Below are 20,670 nucleotides of genomic sequence, written 5' to 3'. Positions count from 1 at the left end.
ACGATCAATCGTGCCCTGTGACCGCCCCCAACAGGTCCCGAATGTGCGCAGTCGCCGACGCGAACTCCGGGCGGGCCATCGTCTCGGAGTAGTCGCGGGTCTCCGGCAGGTCGACCTCGATGACCTCCTTCACCACCGCGGGCCGTTGCGTCAGCACGATCACCCGGTTCGCCAGGTACACCGACTCCGCGATCGAGTGCGTCACGAGCAGCACCGTCGTGCCGGTCTCCCGCCACACCCGGTGCAGCTCGACGTTCATCTGCTCGCGCGTCAACGCGTCGAGCGCACCGAACGGTTCGTCCATCAGCAGCACCCGCGGCTGATGCAGCAGCGCGCGGCACAACGCCACGCGCTGCTGCATGCCACCGGACAGCTCATGCGGCAGGGCGTTCTCGAACCCCGAGAGTCCGGTCATTTCAATGAGCTCATCAGCACGCTTGCCCGCCGCGGCCGAGTTCATGCCGCGCATCTCGGCCTGCAGCAGGATGTTCCTCCTGGCCGAACGCCACTCGAGCAACGCCGCCCGCTGGAACACGAACCCGATGTCGTGCCGCGGGCCGCGCACCTCCTCGCCCAGCAACCGCACCGAACCCGCACTCGGTTGCAGGAGCCCGGAAACCAGCTTGAGCAGAGTCGACTTGCCGCACCCCGACGGCCCGACGATGGACACGAACTCGCCGGGCGCGACGTCGAGCGAGACCTGCTCGATCGCGGTGACCTCCGTGCGCTTCGACTGGAAGCGCACGGCGACCCCGTTGATCTCGACCGCGGCGGTGACTGTCGGACTAGTGGTCATCCCTGCTGTGCTCATCCTTTCGGGGCAACGCTTTCTTCCCAGTACGCCGACGGCTCGGACGCAGCCTTGATGATGCCGGTCTTCTGGAACGTGTCGATGGTCTTCTTCCAGTCGTCCACGGTGTTGACGCCCGGCGCCTTGTCCTTCGTCGCGTCGGTGTGCAGCAACGTCAGCGTCGTCTTGAACTGCTCCAGCACGACCGTCGGCGAAGGGAGCTGCTCCGCCGCACCCTTCATCGACTCGGCCGCCGCTTCCGGTGCCTTCTCGGCCGCCGCCCAAGCCTCCTGGGTGGCGGTGACCATCTTCTTCACCAGCTCAGGATCCTTCTGCAGCATGGACTTCGACGTGAGGAGGCCGTTGCTGAAGTAGTTCAACCCGAACTCGGAGAACCGCAGGTAGCCGACGTCCTTGCCGGCCTTCTCCTTGATCGTCGGCCCCTGGTCGGACGCGAAGCCCAGCAACACGTCCGTGCGCCCGGAGATGACCGCGGCCATCTTGCCCGCGGGGTCGATGTTCTGGATGGAGACGTCGGACTCCTGCATGCCGTTCTGCTTGAGGAACGCCGGGAACGTCTTCGTCAGCGCGTCACCCGCGGTGGTCGCGACCGACTTGCCCTTGAGGTCCTCGGGCTTCTTGATGTTCTTCTCCGCGAAGAACTGCACGGACGCGGGCGTGGTCTGCAGGAACACCCCGACGCTCTTCACCGGCACGCCCTGCTCCACGGCGGTGGCGAGCGCGGACGTGTCCGCCCAGCCGAAGTCGGTCTGCCCCGCACCCGTCGCCTGCACGGTCTTGCCGGAGCCCTGACCCGCCTGGATCTTCAGCTTGATGCCGTGCTTCTCGAAGATGCCCTGCTTCACCCCGTAGTAGAACGGCGCGTGCTCGCCGTACGGGTACCAGTTGAGCGTGAGCGTGACTTCTTTGGCCTCACCGCCCTGTGCCGGCGTTTCGCTGCCGCCACCACCGCAGGCGGCAACCACCAGCATCGCGGGGAGAAGGCCTGCGAGCAGTTTCTTCATGATCCGCCTTTCGCGAGAAGGGTTGTGACGGCGGCGCCTCGCCGGCTGGCGTGCCAGGGCAGCATCAGCTGTTCGGCGAGGTCGAGCAGGAGGAAGAGGAGAACGCCGACGAACGAGGTGACGATCAGGCCGGCGAACAGCATCGGGGTGTCCATGTTGCCGTTGGCCTGCAGGATCACGTACCCGAGGCCTTCGTTGGAGCCGACGAACTCGCCGACCACCGCACCGGTCACGGCGAGCGTGACGGCGACTTTCAGGCCGGCGAACAGGTGCGGCAGCGCGGCCGGGAAGCGGATCTTCACGAACGTCTTGATCGGGCCACCGCCCATCGTGGCCGCGAGCTCCAGCATCTCGGTGTCGACCGATTTGAGACCGGTGACCGTCGAGATGACCACGGGGAAGAACGCCATCAGCACGGCCACGATCACCTTGGGCTCGAAACCGAAGCCGAGCCACACGACGAACAGCGGCGCGATCGCGATCTTGGGGATGACCTGCGCGAACAGCAGGATCGGGTACGCCGTGCTCTCGATCGTCCTCGAGTAGACCATCGCGACCGCGACGAGGACGCCGAGGATGCCCGCGATGACGAACCCGAGGATCGTCTCGTAGGTCGTCACCCACGTGTGGCCCCAAAGGTAGGACCACTTGTCCACGAGCAGGTCGAAGGTCTTGCCCGGTGACGGCACGAGATAGGCCTCGACCATGCCTGTGACGGTGATGAGGTGCCAGATCGCGAGGCAGGCGGCGAGCAGCGCGACCGGACGCCACGATCGCTCGATGACGCCGCGCCAGCGGTCCCCCGAAACCGGTTTCACGAAGCTCCCTAGGTCGGAAAGCGCTTTCCCGTACGCTATGTCCGGCTCACTGACCGGTCAAGATGGAGGATCGATGGAGTTGGCAGCTCACGTGGTCCGAACCATGGCGGATCGATGCAGCTGAGCTCGCTCGTCATCGAGCGCGTCGACGCGTACGCGGTCGCACTGCCCACGATCCGCTCCTTCGGCGTGTCCGGCGGGTCGGTCACCGTCGCGGGTCATCCGACCATTCGGATCCTGGTGAAGGTAACCGCCGATGGTGTGCACGGCTGGGGCGAGGCCACGCCGATTCCCGCGTGGACGTACGAGACGGCTGAATCGATCTTCACGACCATCACCCGCTATCTGGCGCCGGCGATCGTCGGGCTGCCGGCGTGGCAGTTGGACGGCGTCAGCAAAGTGTTCGACCGCACCATCAACCGCGGCTTCTCCATCGGCGCGCCGCTCGCCAAGTCCGCCGTGGACGTCGCGCTGCACGATCTGCTGGGCCGTGCGTCGGGCGTGCCGGTCGGCGTGTTGTGGGGGCAGCGACGCGTACAAGAGATCGAACTGGCGTGGATCGTCTCCGGCCAAACACCCGATGAGGTCGCGGACTGCGTCGCGGAGGGGCTGACGGAGGGTTACCGGGCGTTCAAGGTGAAGATCGGGCTGCACGACCAACGCACGGACCTGGACGTCGTCAGAACCGTCCGTGAAGCCGCTCCGGATGCGCCGCTGTGGGTGGACGCGAACCAGGCCTACACCGTCCACGAGGCGCTCCGCATCGCCAAAGAGCTCGAAGACTTGGACGTGTTCGCGTTCGAACAACCGCTGCCCGCCAACGATGTCGCCGGTCAGCGACGGCTGCGCGCGGCCTCACCCCTGCCGGTTGCGCTGGACGAGAGCCTGCGCCACCCCAGCGATCTCGCGACGTTCGTGAAGCTGGATGCCATCGATGTCGCGGTGGCGAAGGTGCAGCGGTCGGGCGGGCTCACGCTCAGCCACAGAATGTGCCAGCTCGCCGAAGACTGCGGAGTAAGACTCCTCGGCTCCGGTCTCACCGACTCCGACATCGGGCTGGCCGCCTCGCTGCACCTGTTCGCCGCGCACGGAATCAGCGGACCGGCGGACCTCAACGGCCGTCAGTTCATCACTTCGCCTTACGCCACCGGCATCACCGTGAAGAACGGCATGGCGCAGGTGCCGAGCACGCCGGGCCTCGGCGTTGAGGTCGACGAAACCGTCGTTCAGGAGCTGGAGATCGAGCTGTAGGTGTTGCCGGCGTGGTCACGGCCGCGCGCCAGGTAGATCTTGTGCGATTCGGGCTTCAGGAAGCGGACGGTCGTCGGCATGTACCGCATGGTGTAGCCGCAGCGCCGCAGCGTGCTGCGGTTCGGCGGGCTGCCGTGCACCAGCATGGCGGAGTGGATGCTGCACGCGCCGCGGTCCAGTTCGACGTCGACGGCGAGCGACTCGTCTACCGACGTCTCCTGGTTGAAGAACGAGTCGGAGTTCCCGTGGTGCGAGACCTCGGAGAGGTGGCTGCCGGGGATCACGCGCAGGCAGCCGTTCTCGACGGTAGACGGGTCGATGGCCAGCCAGACCGTGATCGCGTCGCCAGCGGGAGAGATGCTGTCGCGCCAGAAGTGCGCGTCCTGGTGCCACGGCACGGGTTGGCCATCACCGGCCGGTTTGCAGATGAAGTGCGACGAGAACAGCGCGATGTCCGGGCCGATCAACGACTCCACGAGGTCCAACACGTCGGCGTCCAGCAAATACGAGAAGAGCGCCGGATCGGTCAGGTGCGGCACGTCCATGTGCTCGGGCCGCTCTCCAGGAGGTAGAGCCGCCAGCTTCGCCTCGAAGTGCGCCGCCAGGGCCTCGAACTTCGAGGGAGCGAGCAGGCTGGAGTGCGTCGTGTAGCCGTCGGTCTGGAACATCAGCGGTCACCTCACGAGTAGGCCGGTCTCCTTGTCGTAGCGCAGAACGCGGGCAGCGGGGGCATCCACGGTCACCACAGTGCCGACAGCGGGCTCGTCGTCCTCGGGCACGATGTAGCCGATCTGGTCCTCACCGCAGTCCAACGTCACCAAAGAAGTCACACCGAGGTTCTCCACAATGGACACCGACCCGGTGAACAGCCCGGAAGAAGCAGGCGCCAAGTACTCGGGCCGGACACCAACGACCACGTCGTCACGCGGCACCAGGTTCATGGGCGTCGAGCCGATGAAGTTCGCGACGAACGTGTCCGCAGGCCGCTGAAAGACCTCACGCGGCGTGCCGAGCTGCCGAATCCGGCCCGCGTCCATCACCGCGATCCGATCGGCCAACGCCAGCGCCTCCGCCTGGTCGTGCGTCACGAACACGGTCGTCAGCTCCAACTCGCGCTGCAGCTTCTTCAGGAACGTCCGCGCCTCCAACCGCAACCGGGCGTCCAGATTGGACAAAGGCTCGTCCAGCAGCAACACCTCGGCCGAAGCCGCCACCGCACGCGCCAACGCCGCCCGTTGCTGCTGACCGCCCGAAAGCTGCCCAGGACGACGATCCAGCAACGCCCCGAGACTCAGCCCGCCGGCCGTGCGCACCGCGGTCTCCTGCTGCACCGACCGGGCAACGCCCCGCACCCGCAACGGATAGGCGATGTTCTCGGCCACGGTCATGTGCGGGAACAACGCGTAGTCCTGGAACACCATCGCGACCCGGCGGTCGCCGGGCTGCAGCCGCGTGACGTCCCGCGAGCCGATCGACACCGCGCCCTCAGCAGCACCCTCCAAACCCGCGATCGTGCGCAGCAAGGTCGTTTTGCCGCAGCCGGAAGGCCCGAGCAGGGCGAACAGCTCGCCGTCGTGAATCGAGAGGTCCAGCGCGTCCACCGCCCGCACCCCGTTGGGGTAGACGGTGGAGAGACCTTCGACAGTGATGCCCGCCATCAGCTCTTGATGCCTCCGTGGAATCGGAACCCGTACCGCTTGCTCACGAACAGGTACAGCACGACCACCGGGATCGAGTACAGCAGCGAGAACACCGGGATCACCGTCAGGTTGGCGCTGCCGCCCTCGTCGTACAGGGTCCGCAACAGCACCGCCGCCGGCTGCTGGCCGACATCGCGCAGCAGCAGGAACGGCAACAGGAAGTTGCCCCAGGCGTTGACGAACGCCCAGACGAAGATCGTCGCGACACCGGGCCGCGCGACCGGCAGCACGACGTGACCCAGCACCTGCCACGGCGAGGCGCCGAACACCCGCGCCGACTCCTCGTACGAGCGCGGCACGGCGTCCACGAAGTCCTTCAGGATGAAGATCGCGGCGGGCAACATGCCGCCCGCGATCACCAGCGCCGTGCCGAACTGCGAGTTGATCAGCCCGAGCTGCAGCATCATCACGAAGATCGGCACCATCGCGGCCGTGCCGGTCACCACCGAGGACAACAGCAAAAGCAGGTACAGCAGCAGATCGCGGCCAGGAATCCGCACCCGCGACAACGCATAGGCCGCCAACGCCGCCAGAACCGTCGTCACCACGGTCGCCACAGAGCACAGGATCAACGAGTTGATCAACGACGACAGCGTGTACGGGTGGTCGAAGGTCGCGGAGACGTTCGACAGCGTCCAGTCCGGCCACCGCAACCCGAGACCGGGCTTCGAGTCGAACGGCGCGGAGGCCAGCCACAGGATCGGCACCGCGAAGAACGCCAGCACCACCGTGATCAGCACGTAGAAACCGATCCGCCGAACCATCCACAGAGGACTCACGCGCGCCTCCGCAGCAGTCGGAGGTACACCAGCGCAACAGCCAGGTTGCCGAGCAACAGCAGCAACGACATCGCCGAGGCGTACCCGAGCTCGCCACCCTCCAAAGCCTGCCGGTAGATCAGCACCGGCAGCACCTCGGACTGGTGGTTCGGCCCGCCGGACGTCAGCAGGAACGGCGTGAAGTCGTTGGCCGTCCACAGACTGATCAGCAGCGTGTTCGTCAGCACGTGCCCGCGGATGTGCGGGAACACCACGTCCCGCACGGTCTGCCAGCCCGACGCCCCCACCAGCCGCGCGGTTTCGAGCTGCGACGGCGGCACCGCGGCCAAAGCTGATGTGTAAAGGAGCATCGAGAACGCCGTGCCGCGCCAGATGTTGAAGATGATCAGGCAGGTCATCGGATACTCGACCAGCCACGACGTCTGCGGCGACCCGAGCAGCAGCCCCAGCGTGCCGGTGTCGCGGCTCAGCACCGCGAACCACAGGAACGCCACGACCGTGCTCGGCAGGATCCACGAGAGCAGCACCAGGCCTTCGGTCGTGCGCCGCAGCCACGGGCTCACCGACCGCAGCAGCCACGCCAGCGCGAAGCCGAGGAAGTTCTGCCCGATCACCGCGGAGAACAGCACGAACAACGCCGTCAGCCACACCGAGTTCGTGAACAACGGGTCGCGGACGGCCTCGACCACGTTGTCCAGCCCGACGACCTGCGGGTTCGCCGCCGCAGGTCCGGTGAGCTGGTAGTTCGTGATGCCGATGTAGAGCGTCCACAGCGCCGGGAAGACCAGGAAGATCCCGATCAACAACAGCGCCGGCGCGACGAACCCGACGGCGCGCCGGACACCCAAACCGGAACTGTCGAGGCCGGAGGTGTCGAGCTTCGGGCTAGCCAATGTTCTCCTCGCCGACCGCCTTCACCAGCGCCTCGCGGTAAGAACGCGCCACGTCGTCAGGGCTCTTGCCGGACACGATGTCCGCGGTCGCCTGCTGCAACGCCGCCGACACCTTGGGGTAGTTGGCGAGGCCCGGCCGGTAGCGGGTGATCGGCAGGACCTTCTCCGCGATGAAGGACAGCATCGGATCACCCGAGAGCACCTGGTCGTTCACGTCCTGGCGCTGGGTGAGCTGCGCGGTGCCGGCCAGCGACTCCTTGACGGCCTCGGCGGAGTTGAGGAACTGCATGAACTCCCAGGCCTGCTTCGGGTACTGGGTGTTCGGGTTGATCACCCGCACGCCACCACCGGACATGCTCACGAAGTCCTGCCCGCCAACGCCCGCACCAGAAGACTTCGCCGGAACCAGCGCCCAGCCCACGGCCGCGTCGCGATCAGCCATCTTCGCGACACCGTTCTTCGGCTCCACGACCGAACGCCAGAAGTAGTCGCTCTCCAGCAAAATGCCGATCTTGTTCTCGCTGAACAGCGTGAACGACCGCTGCCTGCCGTTGGCCTCCTGCTGCAGCACCGGATCGCCCAGGCCGCCGGAGTAGACCTTCTGGTAGAGCCCAAGAACGTCCTTGAGCTGAGCCGAATCCCCTTGCCACTTCCCGTTGTCGTAGATGGGCTTGCCGGTGCCGACCAACGCGGGCAGCACGCCCTGCATGGTCGTGGCCTCACCCATCGCGGTACCGCCGTTGAGCTGAAGAGGCGTGACACCAGGCAGAGTCTTCAACCGAGCGCCCGCGTCCAACACGTCCTGCCACGACCTGGGCTGCCAGTCGGAAGGAAGGCCGGCCTGCGCGAAGAGCTTCTTGTTGAAGAACAGCACGCGCCCGTCCGTACCCATCGGCACGCCGTACCGCTTGCCCTCGAACTCACCGAGCCCCTGCACGGCCTTGGGAATCTGGTTCCAGCCGTCCCAGCCGGTGTTGCCGACGACCTCGTCGAGCGGCTTGATCCCCCCGGCCTGCGCGAACTCGCCGAGCCAGATGCCGTCGATCTCGATGATGTCGCCACCACCGCCGGTCTTCAGGTCCAGGGCGACCTTGGTCTTGAAGTCCTCGTCCCCGGTGCCGTTCTGCTCGAACTTGATCGTCGCGGTGACGCCCTTGGCCTTCTGCAGTTCGGTGAACTTCGGGATCACCCAGTTCTGGATCCAGTTCGCCCCGCGCGCGTTCTTCCCGCCCAGTGCCGCGTTGGCGACGATCGTCAGCGTGATCTCCTTGGCGTCGGCGTTGCGCGCCTGATCACCCTCCTGCGTCTGCCCCAGGCAGCCTGCGAGCAGACCGCACACCGCCAGCAGCCCGAACATCCTCGTTCGTCGCATCCGTGATCTCCCCACCCAGATGACCAGCTGGTACGTCAACCTCCAACTTGGCACTGGATCACTCCGGCCACAAGCTCTCAGCCCCCTCTCAGTGGGCGCCTGGGAGGCTCACGCGCGGAGGGGGTTAGATCAACATGCAATTGCTTCTCGCGGCCGTCCTGGCAGCCTCAACCCTGGTGTCACCGCAGCTCAGCGGCCCGTTCGGAGTCGGCACACACGACGCCCACCTGGTCGATTCCACGCGGCTCGGCCCGTTCCAACCGTCAAAGAACCGGGAACTGATGGTCACCATCAGCTACCCGGCCCAGCGCCACGGACACAGAGCGCCGTGGCTCAGTCCCGGCTTCGCGGCCGCCACCGACCCGATCATCTCCAGCCCGGCCTTCCTCGACGTTCCGGCGGGGACGGTCGACTGGTCCGGCACGCTCCGACAGGCCCGTGTGGACGCTCCACCGATCAAGAAGAGGTGGCCGGTCGTCCTGTTCTCGCCGGGACTTCAGGCGCCGCGCGAGTTCTACACCTCGACGGCCGACGACCTCGCGAGCCGTGGCTACGTCGTGGTGACCGTGAGCCACACGTACGAGTCGCTCGCCGTGGAGTTCCCCGGCAACCGCGTCGTGTACGGCGGCATCGACGGCAGCCCGGAGACGATGAAGAAGGTCATCGACACACGGGTCGCCGACATGCGGTTCGTGCTCGACAAGCTGCCGAGCCTGCACAAGTGGGCCGACACGAGCCGGGTCGGGATCGCCGGGCACTCGTCCGGCGGCTACACGGCGGGCGAGACCATGGTGCACGACCGCAGGTTCGACGCGGGCATCAACATCGACGGCGGGATGGAGCACACCGGCGACGGCGGCACCCATGCACCCGGCCGCGTCGTCACCGAGGGGCTCGACCGGCCGTTCCTGCTGTTCGGCGGCGACACCGACACGCGCGAGCTCTCGCACGTCGACACGAGCCTGACCAGGACGTGGGCCGACTTCTGGCCGAACCAGCGCGGCTGGAAGCGGGACGTGCACCTGGACGACGGCGCGCACCTCGGGTTCAGCACCGACCTGCAGTGGGCGGTGCCGCAGATCGCGGCGGTCAGCCCGGAACGCCGCGTCGGTCTAACAGGGACGATCGATCCGCGGGACGCTCTGAGGGCCCAGCACGACTACGTCGCCGCGTTCTTCGACCTGCACCTGAAGCGCCGCGGCACCGAGCTGTTCGACCGGCCGCGCCATCCGGGGGTCCGGCTGGTGGAGTGACGGTATGGTCCAAGCCAAATGTCTGTCGAGTTCAACGTCCTCGGGCCGCTGCAGGTCCGCGTGGACGGCCGGGAGCTCCAGCTCGGCGGGTTCACCCGCCGGGCCGCGCTGGGTTTCCTGCTGCTCAACGCGGGCCGCGTCGTGTCGATCAGCGAGCTGACCGAGGCGTTGTGGCCCGACGGGCACCCGCCGACCGCGCGCGGGATCCTGCTCAACGTCGTGTCGGCGCTGCGGAAAGCCGAGCTCGACCTGGTCACCCGCAAGCCCGGCTACCTGCTGCGCGCGGAACCGGATCGCGTTGACCTGCACCGGTTCCGCGCCGCACTGGCCCGTGCGGCCACCGCGCCCGGACCGGAGCAGAAAGCCACAATCCTCAGGGACGCACTGGCGTTGTGGCGTGGTCCGGTGCTCGCGGATCTGGTGGCGGACGGCGTCACCTGGCCCGCACTGGTCGAGATCGAGCACCTGCGCGAGATCACGGTCGAGGACAGGTTCGACGCCGAGCTGGGCTGCGGGCGGCACCGCGAGGTGATCGCGGAGCTCGAAGCGCTCGTGCGCGACCACCCGTTGCGGGAACGTTTGCAGGGCCAGCTGATGCTCGCCCTCTACCGGTCCGGCAGGCAGGCCGACGCGCTGGCGGCCTTCCGCACGGCGCGCGAGCGGTTCGCGGCGGAGCTCGGCATCGACCCCGGCCGCGACCTGGTCGCGCTGGAACAGGCGATCCTCACCCAGGAGCCGTCGCTCGCGCTCACGGCCGCGCAGAACCCCGTTGTGCTGGAGCGCAAGAAGGTCAGCGTGCTGGTGGCCCGGCTGGAGCTGGACGGCGCCGGCGAGGCCGCGGACGAGCTGCTGGAGACCTCCGTGGCCGCCGTCAGCGAGAAGATCGAAGACCTCGGGGGCGTGATCGTCACGACGCTCGGGTCGACCGTTTGCGCGGCGTTCGGCGCCCCGGCCAACAGGGAGGACGACGCGGCACGAGCGGTGCGCGCGGCCTTCGAGATCACCAGCGGCCACCCGGCTGCTGCGGCCGTGTGCACGGGTCCGGCACTCGTCACGTCCGGCGACCGGCTGGAGGTCGGCGGCACGCTTCTCGACGCGGGCCTGAAGCTGGTCGCGCAGGCCGCACCGGGCGAGGTCAGGACCTGTCCCACGACCGACCGGTCGCTCACCCCCGCCGGCGACGACACGCCGTTCGTCGGCCGGTCGAGCGAGCTGGCCAGGGTGGCGGAGGCGTACGAACAGGTCCAGCGCGCGAGACGGCCGCGGCTGGTCACGCTGGTCGGTGAGCCGGGCACGGGCAAGTCCAGGCTCGTCCGGGAGTTCGCTGCGGGCCGCCGGACGCTGATCGGCCGCACTCCCCCGTTCGGCCGCGACGACGTGTTCGCACCGCTCGCCGAGATCGTGCGCGGCCACGCCGGGATCCTCGACTCCGACCCGCCCGACGTCGTCACGGACAAGATCAAGGCGATCAGCGACGACCCGTGGCTGGTCACGCAGCTGTGCGCGCTCGTCGGCGTGACCGGGCAGGGCAGCGACGTGCTGATGGCGTGGCGCAGGCTGGTCGAGCAGATCGCAGCCGAGCCGCTCGTGGTGGTCGTCGAGGACCTGCACTGGGCGGACGACCTGCTGCTGGAGTATCTGCACGGCCTGCCGGACACCGCGGACGACGTGCCGTTGCTGGTCCTCGCCACCGCACGGCCGGAGCTGCTGGAACGCCGTCCGGCCTGGGGCGAGGTCGTCACGCTCGACGCACTGTCCGAAGAGGACACCACGCTGCTGCTCAAGATGCTCACGACCCGGCACGAGGTGACGGCCGACCTGGCGGCGCTGCTGCAGCGCTCGGCGGGCAATCCGCTGTTCGCGGGCGAGTACGTGCGCATGCTCCGCGACGGAAGCCAGGACACGTTGCCCGACACCGTGCAGACGGTGATCGGCGCGCGGCTCGACTCGTTGCCACCGCTGGAGAAGGTCGTGCTGCAGGACGCGGCCGTCATCGGCGTCACGGTGTGGCCGGGCGCGGTGGCGGCCGTCGCGGAAAGAGACCTCGCCGAGGTCACGCGATGCCTGGAGGTGTTGCGGCAGCGGGACTTCCTCAAGCGCAACGCCACCAGCAACGTGATCGGCGAGGCCGAGTACACGTTCAGCCACGTCCTCGTACGCGACGTCGCGTACGACCGGGTGCCGCGCACGACCAAGGCCATGAAGCACTACCACGCGGCGGAGTGGCTCAAGGCTTTGCCGCTGGAGCACGTTCCGTTGCTGGCGCACCACTTCCAGCAGGCGGTGTGGCTGGCAGAGGCCGCCGGACGCCCGTGCGACATCCTCGGCCAGAAGGCCCGCGCTGCACTCACCGAGGCAGGAAGGAAGGCGACCGGCCTGGCCGCCCGCGGCACGGCGGTGCGCTCCTTCCAGGCGGCGCTGGCGGTGTGCCCGCCGGGACACGAGGACCGGGCAGGACTGCTGACGTTGCTGGGATCCAGCCTGGCGTGGGACGGCGGCGGCATCGAGGAGCTCGCCGAGGCCGTGGAGCTCCACGTGGCGAAGCAGGACTTCACGAGCGCCGCAGAGGCCTCCCGGGCGATCTGGCGAGCCCGCTATCACCGAGGTGACCACCAGGAGGCACACCGCGCTCTCGACCGCACGCTGGCGTTCCTGGCCCAGGCAGAGCCCAGTGAGCAGGCGTACGGCGTCATGGCGTACGCCGCCCACTCGCTGACGCTGACGGGCAGGGCCGAGGAGGCGATCGCCACGGCGCGGGCGGCGCTGGTCGGCGCGACCGGAGCGGAACGGGCGGTCGCGCTGGAGACGTTGGGGCTGGCCAGGGTCAAGAAGGGCGAGGCCGCGGGGACCGACGACATCCGCGAGGCCGTGGCGGAACGGCGCAAGGCCGGGCTCTCGCCCAGTCTGGGCCTGTTCAACCTCGGTTCCGCGTACGCGACGCTCGGCGACGCCCGTGCGCGCAAGGCCGTCCGGGCGGAGTCACGGGTGGCGGCGCTGCGCCACGGCGACAAGTACACCCTGTCCTGGCTCGACTCGTCGCGCTACGTCGAGCTGTTCTGGGAAGGCCGCTACGACGAGGCGTTGCAGAACCTCGACGAGGCCATCGGCAACGCGCCGAACCAGCCCTACCTCTATTCCACCCGCGGCCGGATCAAGCTGCTGACCGGTGATCTCGACGGTGCCCGTGCGGACGCGGCCAAAGCACTCGAAACCGCGAGGACGAAAGCGCATCCGGGCGAACTGCAGCATCCGCTCGTGCTGCGGGCGCGGATCGCGTTGCTCGACGGGGAACCGGTCGACGTGGACGAGCTGCTCACCCTGCTGCCCGGCCAGCAGATCACCGGCCCGATCGGCGTCAGCCTGCCGATCGTGCTCGCGGCAGCCGGTCACGGGCCGGAATGCCTGGCCGGACTCTCGTGGTCGCGGTGGAAGGACGCCGCGGTGGCGTACCTTCACGGAAACAGAGAAGAAGCTTCTCTTGTTTACCAGGAGATCGGGTCGGTTCCGGACGCTGACGAGTCACGATGAGTCGCCAGTTATTGCCCGGAAATAGCGTCCGGGTGTGTCCGCCATTCCACGGTATTACCAGGCCAAGACCAAGCTGCTCGACCTGCTGAGCGAGCTGCCCGACAACACGCCGTTCCCGCCGGAGCGCGAGCTCGCGGAGCTGTTCGGCATGTCCCGCACCACGATCCGCAAGGCACTGGACGAGCTGGTGCTGGAGGGCAAGCTGATCCGCAAGGCCGGCCGGCAGGGCACCGCCGTCGCGCCGCGCAAGCAGGTCCACCGGCTGAGCCTCGACGCCCTCGTGCAGGACCTCGCGACCCGTGAGTCGATCGTCGTGCGCACTGTCGGCGCGCAGGACGTGATCAACGTCGAGTCGGTGCTCGTCCGAGGGGACGAGCCGATCGGCGTGCGATCGACGTATCTGCGCGCCTCCCAGTTCCCCGGCTTCGCCGAGCTCTACGACCGCAGCGCGTCGCTGCGGAAGTTCCTCATGGACAGGTACAAGATCCGGTTCGGCGAGCTGCACCCGTGGTGCACCACCGCCCTGGCCACGCCGCGCATCGCCGGGATGCTCGACGTCCGGCCCGCCACGCCGGTCCTGTCGGTGTCGTGGATGGCCCACGACTTCCGCGGTGTCCCGGTCGAACGATCATGGGTGGTCCTGCGGGGCGACCGTGCGCACCTCACGATGCACCTGCCGCGGACCGATCACGTCGTGCGCCGGTCGACCGCCTGAGACGGCGGCTCAGGCGGCCCACACCGAACACATGCACACGGGACAACTGTTGTGCCCCAACCCAGACCGGCCAGCCACTGACGTGTGCACACGTCGGTCTCCGTCCAGTCCGTGTTGGTCATGCCCAAAGCGTGCCACCGCGTCGCGCATCAGTCCCGCGTTGGGCTAGACCAGGGGATTCGAGGGATCCGCCCAGATTTCTGCCGTTAGCGTCGAAAACCGACTCGCAGCGGGAGGAACCGTGAACGACCACACCCGGCGCCGCATGTGGTTCCTCGATCAGCTCGACCCCGGCAACCCCGGGCAGCACGTCACGCTGATCACCACCCCTGCCGTCATCAGCGTGCCGGACACCCTCCTGGTCCGGTTCGACGACGACGGGCGGCCCGTCCCCGGTGGGCCGCCCGTCGTCGTGCGGTCGTTGCAGACTACCGATGTGCGCGCGGCAGTTCGCGCCGAGATCACGCAGCCGTTCGATCTCCGCAGTGGACCGGCGTTGCGGGCGGTGGAGATCAACTCCTCGTTGCTCGTGCTGACGATGCACGGGATTCTCGGCGACATCCGGGTGCTGTCGTCGGTGCTCGGCGGCGAGCTGCCGGAGCCTGCCTCGGGTTCGCCGGAGTACTGGCTGGAGCACCTGCGGGACCTGCCGGTGCTGGAGCTTCCGGCGGACCGGCCGCGGCCGCCGTTGCACCGGCCAGAAGCCGGTGTCGTGCCGTGGAGCACCGCCGTCGACTCCGATGCCTTGCTGGCGGCGTTGCAGGTGGTTCTGGGGCGGTACACGCGGTCTCTCGACGTACCGATCGGTGTGGTCGTCGCCGACGAACTGGTGGTGCTGCGCGGAGATCTGTCCGGCGATCCGTCGTTCGGCGAGCTGTGCGGGCTGACCGCCGAGCTGCTGGAGACGGCCTGCGCGGATCTCGTGTCGTTCGACCAGGTCGTCGATCTGCTCGCGCCGGAACGCGATCTGTCGCGGCACCCGCTGGTGCAGGTGCGGGTCGACCTGCGGCCGCGGCGCGATCTGTACGACCCCGAGGTGGCGTACAGCAGCTTCGACATCGAGATCCAGAACGGGCGGGTGCTCTACAACCGCGCGTTGTTCGACCGGCCGCGGATCGTGCGTTTCCTCGCGCACCTCGAACGGGTGCTGGGCGCGTCGCAGGACGAGCGGCTGTCCCGGATCTCGCTGATCAACGAGGACGAGTCGGCGCGGCTCGCCTCCTGGAACTCCACGTCCGAGTACCTGCCGGACGTCAGCATCCCCGACCTGTTCGCCGAGCAGGTGCTGACCACGCCCGACGCCGTGGCCGTGGAGCACTCGGAGGTCTCGCTGACGTACCGCGAGCTGGATCGGCGGTCGAACCAGTTCGCGCATCTGTTGCGGGAACGCGGAATCGGCGCCGATGACCGGGTCGGGCTGTGCCTGGACCGCGGTGCCGACCTGATCGTGTCGATCCTGGGTGTGCTCAAGGCCGGTGCGGCGTACGTGCCGATCGACCCCGAACACCCGTTGGACCGGATCCAGTTCCTGGTGGACGACGCACAGCTTTCCGTTGTGGTGAGCCGCAACCGCGTGCTGTTCCACCAGCCACTGTGTCCGTCCACAGCGGACTCCTGTCCGGATTCCCCGGTGACGCGAGTGGGTCCGGCGGACCCTGCGTACATGATCTACACGTCCGGGTCGGCCGGGCGTCCCAAGGGTGTGCTGATGCCCGGCCGGTGCGTGGTGAACCTGCTGCGCTGGCAGGAGAAGGCGCTCGACCGCGAGCCGGGCAGCCGGGTCGCGCAGTTCACCACGCCGACGTTCGACGTGTCGGTGCAGGAGATCTTCTCGGCGCTGTTGTTCGGTGGGACGTTGGTGATTCCGTCCGACGACGTCCGTCGTGACCCGGCCGCCCTCGCCGCCTGGTTGGACGCCTCGCGGATCACGCGGCTGCACGTGCCGGACTCGGTGCTGCGGGCGTTGCTCGACGAGGAACCGTCGTTCGCTTCGATGCGGCACGTGGTGCAGGCCGGCGAGCCGCTGACGCTGGACGTCCGGCTGCGCAACTTCTGCGCCTTGCGGCCGTGGCTGCGCGTGCACAACCACTACGGCCCGGCCGAGTCGCATGTGATCACGTCGTACACCCTGCCCGCCGACGTGCTGGACTGGCCTGCGGTCGCGCCGATCGGGCGGCCGATCGACAACACCCGCGTGCACCTGCTCGACGCCGACCTGCTCCCGGTCGCGATCGGGGTCGCCGGCCAGCTGTGCGTGTCGGGTGCCGGCCTGGCTTCCGGCTATCACGGACGGGCCGCGCTGACCGCGCGGAAGTTCGTGCCGAACCCGCACGAGCCCGGCTCGTCGATGTACCTGACCGGCGACCTCGCGTCGTGGACCGACGACGGGGTGCTGCTGTTCCACGGCCGGGTCGACGACCAGGTGAAGATCCGCGGCGTGCGGGTCGAGCCGGGCGAGGTCGAGGCCGTGCTGCGGGCCCATCCGTCGGTGTCCAGGGCCGTGGTCGTGGTGCGGGACAAGCAACTCGTCGCCTACGTCGTCGGCGAGACCGCCGAACTGCGTTCGCACTGCGCCTCTTTGCTGCCCGTGCAGCTGGTGCCAAGCGTGTTCGTACAGTTGGATTCGTTCCCCGTGCTGGCGAACGGCAAGATCGACCGTCGCGCACTGCCCGCTCCAACGCAGCGCTCACCGCACGTCCGGCCGCGCACGTCCGAGGAAACCGCGCTGTGCCAGGTGTTCGCGGACGTTCTCGGTGTCGAGGACGTGGGCGCGACCGACGACTTCTTCGCGCTGGGCGGGCACTCGCTCGTCGCCACCCGCGTGATCTCCCGGGTTCGCGCGGCGCTGGGCGTCGAGCTGCCGTTGCACGCGCTGTTCCACCACCGCACGCCGGAACGGCTGGCACATCTGCTTTCCGCCCCGCAGTCGTGGACCAAGCCGGTGACGGCTCGCGCGCACGGCCCGGTTCCGTTGTCGATCGCGCAGAACCAGGGCAACCGGTGGTTCGGCTCGGTGCTGGCGGCGGGCTTCTGGACCGTGCCGCTGGCGCTGCGGCTGGCCGGACCGCTGGATCTGAACCATCTACAGGCCGGGCTGGACCGCGCGGTGCGGCGGCACGAGGCGTTGCGCACGGCGTTCGTCGAACGGGACGGCGTTGTGGTGCAAGAGGTTCGACCGGCCCAGCCGGTTCCGTTGAAGGTCGTCGACGCGCCATCCGTGGAAGAGGCGGCGTACATCGCGGGCGACGAGATGACCGTGCCGTTCGACCTGGCGAGCGGATTGTTGTTGCGGGCACGGGTGTTGCGGCTCGCGCCGGACGACCACGTGCTGCTGCTGACGACGCACCACCTGGTCAGCGACGGGTGGTCGCAGGGCTTGCTGATCGAGGAGCTGAACGGCACCGCTGCCGCGCCTTCCGTGCAGTACTCCGACTTCACCTTGTGGGAACGGGAAACGCTGTCGCCGGAGCACACGAAGTACTGGCAGCAGCACCTGGAGGGGATCCGCCCGATCGAGCTCCCCACGCGAGCCGACCGCGATCTCAACCCGCTGGGCCCCGGCGAACTGCTGCCGTGGACTCCTTCGGCCTCGTTGTGGTCGTCGATCGCAGAGCTGGACGCGACGCCGTACGAGGTGCTGCTGGCGGCGTTCAAGGTCCTGCTGGCACGGACGACCGGCGCGACGGACGTCGTGGTCGGCGCACCGATGGCCAACCGGGTGCGGCCCGAGCTGGAGTCCGTGATCGGGCTGTTCGCGAAGGTGGTGGCGTTGCGGACCGACCTGTCCGGCGACCCGGACTTCCGCGAGGTGCTGCGGCGCGTGCGGGCGACCACGGCTGCGGCGCACGAGCACCAGGAGGTCCCGTTCCACGAGGTCGTGGAAGGCATTCCGCTGCGGCTGACGTTCGCGTTGGTGCCTGCGCTGCCCGAGCTGCGGCTGCCCGGGGTGACGGCGAGCGCGTTCGAGGCCCGGCAGCGCGGGCCGGTCATCGTGAAGGCCGAGGTGGCGTTCCACCTGCACGAGACCGGCGGGCACGTCGTCTACAACTCACTGCTGTTCACGCCGTCGCAGGCGGCGGGGCTGCTCGCGGGGTTCGAGGACGTGCTGCGCGCGGTGACCGCGGATCCGTCGCTGCGGATCTCGGAGATCAAATAACGTGGAAGAGTGACCGACCGACGCACAGTGTTGAAAACCTTCGCCCTGCTGCCGCTCGCCGGCTGCGCCACCGCCCAGCCCACCACCGCCTCGTCAACAACGACGCCGACCACCACCACGACCACTCCTGCACGCCACGACGCGCTCTTCGAGCTGGAACGGAAGTTCGACGCGCGGCTGGGCGTCTACGCGGTGGGCGCGGGCAAGACGATCGAGCACCGCGCCGACGAGCGGTTCGCGTTCTGCTCGACGTTCAAGGGCCTGGCCGCGGCCGCGGTCCTGCACCGCAACCCGATGACACACCTCGACACCCTCGTCACCTACGCCGAAGCCGACCTGATGAAGAGCTCGGCCATCACGAAGCAGCACGTCAGCACCTGCATGAAGCTCCGCGACCTGTGCGACGCGGCCGTCAGGTACAGCGACGGCACCGCCGGCAACCTGCTGCTGCGCGACCTCGGCGGCCCGGCCGAGTTGACCGAGTACCTGCGAGGCCTGAGCGACAGCGAAACCCGGATGGACCGGATCGAGCCCGCCATCACCGAGGCCACGCCCGGCGACCCGCGCGACACCACGACTCCGCGCGCGATCGGCACGGACTACCAACGGCTCGTGCTCGGCGACGCGCTGCCGTCGGACAAGCGCGACTTCCTCAAAGACCTGCTCGAACGCAGCGTCACCGGAGCCAAGCGCGTCCGCGCTGGTGTCCCGCAGGGCAGCAGGGTCGCGAGCAAGACCGGCACCGGCGACCACGGCACGATCAACGACATCGCGATCGTGTGGCCGCCGAACGCGGAACCGCTGCTCGTCTCCGTCATGTCGAGCAAGTCGGCTGCGGACGCCAAATACGACGAAGGCCTCATCGCTGAGGCCGCCGCCTACGTCGTGAAGACCCTCATCTGACGGACGACACGTCCGCCCACACGGTCTTCGAGTCGGGGTACCGGTTGTGCCCCCACACCTGCGCCAAGCCGTTGACCAGCAACAATCCCCTCTGTCGTCGCCCCAGGAACCCCATCCGTCCCAGCTGTGGGAACCGGCCGGGCGTTCCGTCGTCGACCTCGACCCTCACAACCTCGCGTTCCGGAAGGCAGAGAATGCGCGCACGACGCGGTGGGGCCGCGTGGTGGTAGGCGTTGCTCACCAGTTCGGTAGCCACCACCATCACGTCGACCACGACGTTCTGGTGCATCCCCCGCAGGAGGCGGCGCACCTCCGCCCGCACGTCCGCGAGCGGCAGCTTTCCCTCCGGTAGGACGAGGTCCAGGCGTTCGCCGGACCGTCCTGCAATACCCATCAGCATCTCCCCGTGCCCTGTTCATTCAAGGCAGGAGGATCCGTACCCAGCAGCGCACACATCGAAACCCACCGAACTTGAATCACGGCGACCTCGGCAGATCCGCCCAGACAACGGTGCCGCCGTGGGCGCGGTCCACACCCCACCGGTCCGACAGCCGCGCGACCAGGACCAGGCCGTACCCGCGCTGCGGCCGGGAGACCTTCCGCAGCGGAGGGTGGGCGCGGGCGTCGTGGGCGATCTCGACGCGGATCTTGGCCCGTTCGACGACCACTCGCAGGAACGAGGGCTCCGACGTGTACCGGTAGGCGTTGCTGACCAGCTCGTTCACCACCAGCAACACGTCCGACACGCAGTCCGGGTCCTCCCCCGTCAGTTCGAGGCGCACCCATCGCCGGACGGTCGCGAGACTTGGCCGTTGCCTGCCCAGTGGCAGGTGGGCCGCGTCGCCCGTCCTCGCTGTCTGGTCGCGCGCCAAACCACTCCTCGAGATCATTTTGGTCACTCAGGGCGCGGAGTACCCGACTGCATAGGCGGCCAAACCAAGCGCACAATCAGGCGCATGAGACTGTCCGTGGCGATCTGGCCACCGCCGGAGATCGTCGCGGTGCTCGGTGCGCTCCCCCGGACGCCGGACGTGCAGTGGTCCGCGCCCGAGCAGTGGCTCGTCAAGGTCCGGCCGCTGGGCACCGTGCCCGAACGGCTCGTGCCCGATCTCGTCGAGGCGCTCACCGACGAGCTCGACGGCGCGCCCGCGGCCCGCTGCCGGCTCGGCCCGAAGACCCGGCCGCTCGGCGGGTGGCTCGGGGTGCCGGTGTCCGGGCTCGACGACCTGGCGGCCGCCGTGTTCGACGCGACCGCGCCCATCGTGCCGGTGACGCATCCGCAACCGTTTCACGCGGACGTGATCATCGCGCGCGGCCACGCTCCCGCGTCCAGGGCGGGCCAGCCGATCAGTGGTGAATGGACCGCGGACAGGATCGCGTTGGTCGCGGACCGCAGCGCACCGGGCAGGCCTCGGTTCGAGGACCTGTGCGAGTTCGCGCTGGTCGTCCGGTCAACCGCTCGTGCCGAAATCGGCGAAGCCGATTTC

Annotated in this window: 17 protein-coding genes; 7 read left to right on the top strand and 10 right to left on the bottom strand. The window is 68.5% G+C overall.

Annotated features, from left to right (window positions below; all coding sequences use genetic code 11):
- Positions 1-4 precede the first annotated feature (4 nt).
- The 3 genes from LFM09_RS21400 to LFM09_RS21390 are packed head-to-tail and all read right to left on the bottom strand — an operon-like array spanning position 5 to position 2,633.
- Positions 5-796 carry an ABC transporter ATP-binding protein gene (locus LFM09_RS21400; RefSeq protein WP_414098284.1) on the bottom strand — a complete coding sequence of 264 codons (792 nt, stop codon included), beginning with the start codon at positions 794-796 and terminating at the stop codon, positions 5-7.
- 11 nt (positions 797-807) lie between these two features.
- Positions 808-1,815, bottom strand: a complete 1,008-nt coding sequence (locus tag LFM09_RS21395) for an ABC transporter substrate-binding protein (protein WP_414098283.1) — start codon at positions 1,813-1,815, stop codon at positions 808-810.
- Positions 1,812-2,633: an ABC transporter permease gene (locus LFM09_RS21390; RefSeq protein ID WP_414098282.1), complete on the bottom strand. Its 822-nt coding sequence runs from the start codon at positions 2,631-2,633 to the stop codon at positions 1,812-1,814. The genes LFM09_RS21395 and LFM09_RS21390 overlap by 4 nt, the downstream gene beginning before the upstream one ends.
- Before the next feature lie 114 nt (positions 2,634-2,747).
- Here LFM09_RS21390 and LFM09_RS21385 point away from each other — a divergent pair, with 114 nt between their 5' ends.
- Positions 2,748-3,884, top strand: a complete 1,137-nt coding sequence (locus tag LFM09_RS21385) for a mandelate racemase/muconate lactonizing enzyme family protein (protein WP_414098281.1) — start codon at positions 2,748-2,750, stop codon at positions 3,882-3,884.
- Here the strand turns inward: LFM09_RS21385 and LFM09_RS21380 are convergent.
- The 5 genes from LFM09_RS21380 to LFM09_RS21360 are packed head-to-tail and all read right to left on the bottom strand — an operon-like array spanning position 3,860 to position 8,628.
- Positions 3,860-4,552, bottom strand: coding sequence for a phytanoyl-CoA dioxygenase family protein (locus LFM09_RS21380; protein WP_414098280.1), 693 nt, complete (start codon positions 4,550-4,552; stop codon positions 3,860-3,862). The genes LFM09_RS21385 and LFM09_RS21380 overlap by 25 nt on opposite strands.
- 6 nt (positions 4,553-4,558) lie before the next feature.
- Positions 4,559-5,542, bottom strand: coding sequence for an ABC transporter ATP-binding protein (locus LFM09_RS21375; protein WP_414098279.1), 984 nt, complete (start codon positions 5,540-5,542; stop codon positions 4,559-4,561).
- The gene (locus LFM09_RS21370; RefSeq protein WP_414098278.1) at positions 5,542-6,363 is read right to left on the bottom strand and encodes an ABC transporter permease subunit; all 822 of its coding nucleotides are present in this window, start codon (positions 6,361-6,363) and stop codon (positions 5,542-5,544) included. The genes LFM09_RS21375 and LFM09_RS21370 overlap by 1 nt, the downstream gene beginning before the upstream one ends.
- Positions 6,360-7,256 carry a carbohydrate ABC transporter permease gene (locus LFM09_RS21365; RefSeq protein ID WP_414098277.1) on the bottom strand — a complete coding sequence of 299 codons (897 nt, stop codon included), beginning with the start codon at positions 7,254-7,256 and terminating at the stop codon, positions 6,360-6,362. Before LFM09_RS21365 ends, LFM09_RS21370 begins: the two co-directional genes overlap by 4 nt.
- A complete protein-coding gene (locus LFM09_RS21360; RefSeq protein ID WP_414098276.1) occupies positions 7,249-8,628 on the bottom strand; it encodes an ABC transporter substrate-binding protein in 1,380 nt (459 codons plus the stop codon). Before LFM09_RS21360 ends, LFM09_RS21365 begins: the two co-directional genes overlap by 8 nt.
- A 134-nt stretch (positions 8,629-8,762) precedes the next feature.
- Here LFM09_RS21360 and LFM09_RS21355 point away from each other — a divergent pair, with 134 nt between their 5' ends.
- The 5 genes from LFM09_RS21355 to bla all read left to right on the top strand — a co-directional run bounded on the left by LFM09_RS21355 (position 8,763) and on the right by bla (position 19,183).
- Positions 8,763-9,881: an alpha/beta hydrolase family protein gene (locus LFM09_RS21355; protein ID WP_414098275.1), complete on the top strand. Its 1,119-nt coding sequence runs from the start codon at positions 8,763-8,765 to the stop codon at positions 9,879-9,881.
- 18 nt (positions 9,882-9,899) lie between these two features.
- Positions 9,900-13,409, top strand: coding sequence for a BTAD domain-containing putative transcriptional regulator (locus LFM09_RS21350; RefSeq protein WP_414098274.1), 3,510 nt, complete (start codon positions 9,900-9,902; stop codon positions 13,407-13,409).
- A gap of 34 nt (positions 13,410-13,443) precedes the next feature.
- Positions 13,444-14,124, top strand: coding sequence for a GntR family transcriptional regulator (locus tag LFM09_RS21345; RefSeq protein WP_414098273.1), 681 nt, complete (start codon positions 13,444-13,446; stop codon positions 14,122-14,124).
- A gap of 241 nt (positions 14,125-14,365) precedes the next feature.
- Positions 14,366-18,280, top strand: a complete 3,915-nt coding sequence (locus LFM09_RS21340) for an amino acid adenylation domain-containing protein (protein WP_414098272.1) — start codon at positions 14,366-14,368, stop codon at positions 18,278-18,280.
- Positions 18,281-18,289: 9 nt separating this feature from the next.
- Positions 18,290-19,183, top strand: a complete 894-nt coding sequence (bla, locus tag LFM09_RS21335) for a class A beta-lactamase (RefSeq protein ID WP_414098271.1) — start codon at positions 18,290-18,292, stop codon at positions 19,181-19,183.
- Here bla and LFM09_RS21330 read toward each other — a convergent pair.
- Together LFM09_RS21330 and LFM09_RS21325 are read right to left on the bottom strand one after the other, a co-directional pair.
- Positions 19,176-19,577 carry an ATP-binding protein gene (locus LFM09_RS21330; protein ID WP_414098270.1) on the bottom strand — a complete coding sequence of 134 codons (402 nt, stop codon included), beginning with the start codon at positions 19,575-19,577 and terminating at the stop codon, positions 19,176-19,178. The two genes, bla and LFM09_RS21330, sit on opposite strands and share 8 nt — an antisense overlap.
- An 82-nt stretch (positions 19,578-19,659) precedes the next feature.
- A complete protein-coding gene (locus tag LFM09_RS21325) occupies positions 19,660-20,055 on the bottom strand; it encodes an ATP-binding protein (protein WP_414098269.1) in 396 nt (131 codons plus the stop codon).
- Between the two features lie 84 nt (positions 20,056-20,139).
- Here LFM09_RS21325 and LFM09_RS21320 point away from each other — a divergent pair.
- On the top strand, positions 20,140-20,670 hold a 531-nt coding region (locus tag LFM09_RS21320), incomplete at its 3' end, for a 2'-5' RNA ligase family protein (RefSeq protein ID WP_414098268.1).

This window comes from Lentzea alba (genome assembly GCF_047445655.1).
Classification (GTDB): Bacteria; Actinomycetota; Actinomycetes; order Mycobacteriales; family Pseudonocardiaceae; genus Lentzea; species Lentzea alba_A.
The sequence above is the reverse complement of the archived record's forward strand: the minus strand, read 5'-3'. Positions and strand labels throughout refer to the sequence as shown.

What these genes read in the sequence shown, in the direction of transcription:
- LFM09_RS21395 (WP_414098283.1), bottom strand. Translation starts at nt 1,815, where the DNA reads ATGAAGAAACTGCTCGCAGGCCTTCTCCCCGCGATGCTGGTGGTTGCC.
- LFM09_RS21355 (WP_414098275.1), top strand. Translation starts at nt 8,763, where the DNA reads ATGCAATTGCTTCTCGCGGCCGTCCTGGCAGCCTCAACCCTGGTGTCA.
- LFM09_RS21360 (WP_414098276.1), bottom strand. Translation starts at nt 8,628, where the DNA reads ATGCGACGAACGAGGATGTTCGGGCTGCTGGCGGTGTGCGGTCTGCTC.
- LFM09_RS21330 (WP_414098270.1), bottom strand. Translation starts at nt 19,577, where the DNA reads ATGGGTATTGCAGGACGGTCCGGCGAACGCCTGGACCTCGTCCTACCG.
- LFM09_RS21385 (WP_414098281.1), top strand. Translation starts at nt 2,748, where the DNA reads ATGCAGCTGAGCTCGCTCGTCATCGAGCGCGTCGACGCGTACGCGGTC.
- LFM09_RS21380 (WP_414098280.1), bottom strand. Translation starts at nt 4,552, where the DNA reads ATGTTCCAGACCGACGGCTACACGACGCACTCCAGCCTGCTCGCTCCC.
- LFM09_RS21350 (WP_414098274.1), top strand. Translation starts at nt 9,900, where the DNA reads ATGTCTGTCGAGTTCAACGTCCTCGGGCCGCTGCAGGTCCGCGTGGAC.
- LFM09_RS21400 (WP_414098284.1), bottom strand. Translation starts at nt 796, where the DNA reads ATGACCACTAGTCCGACAGTCACCGCCGCGGTCGAGATCAACGGGGTC.
- LFM09_RS21375 (WP_414098279.1), bottom strand. Translation starts at nt 5,542, where the DNA reads ATGGCGGGCATCACTGTCGAAGGTCTCTCCACCGTCTACCCCAACGGG.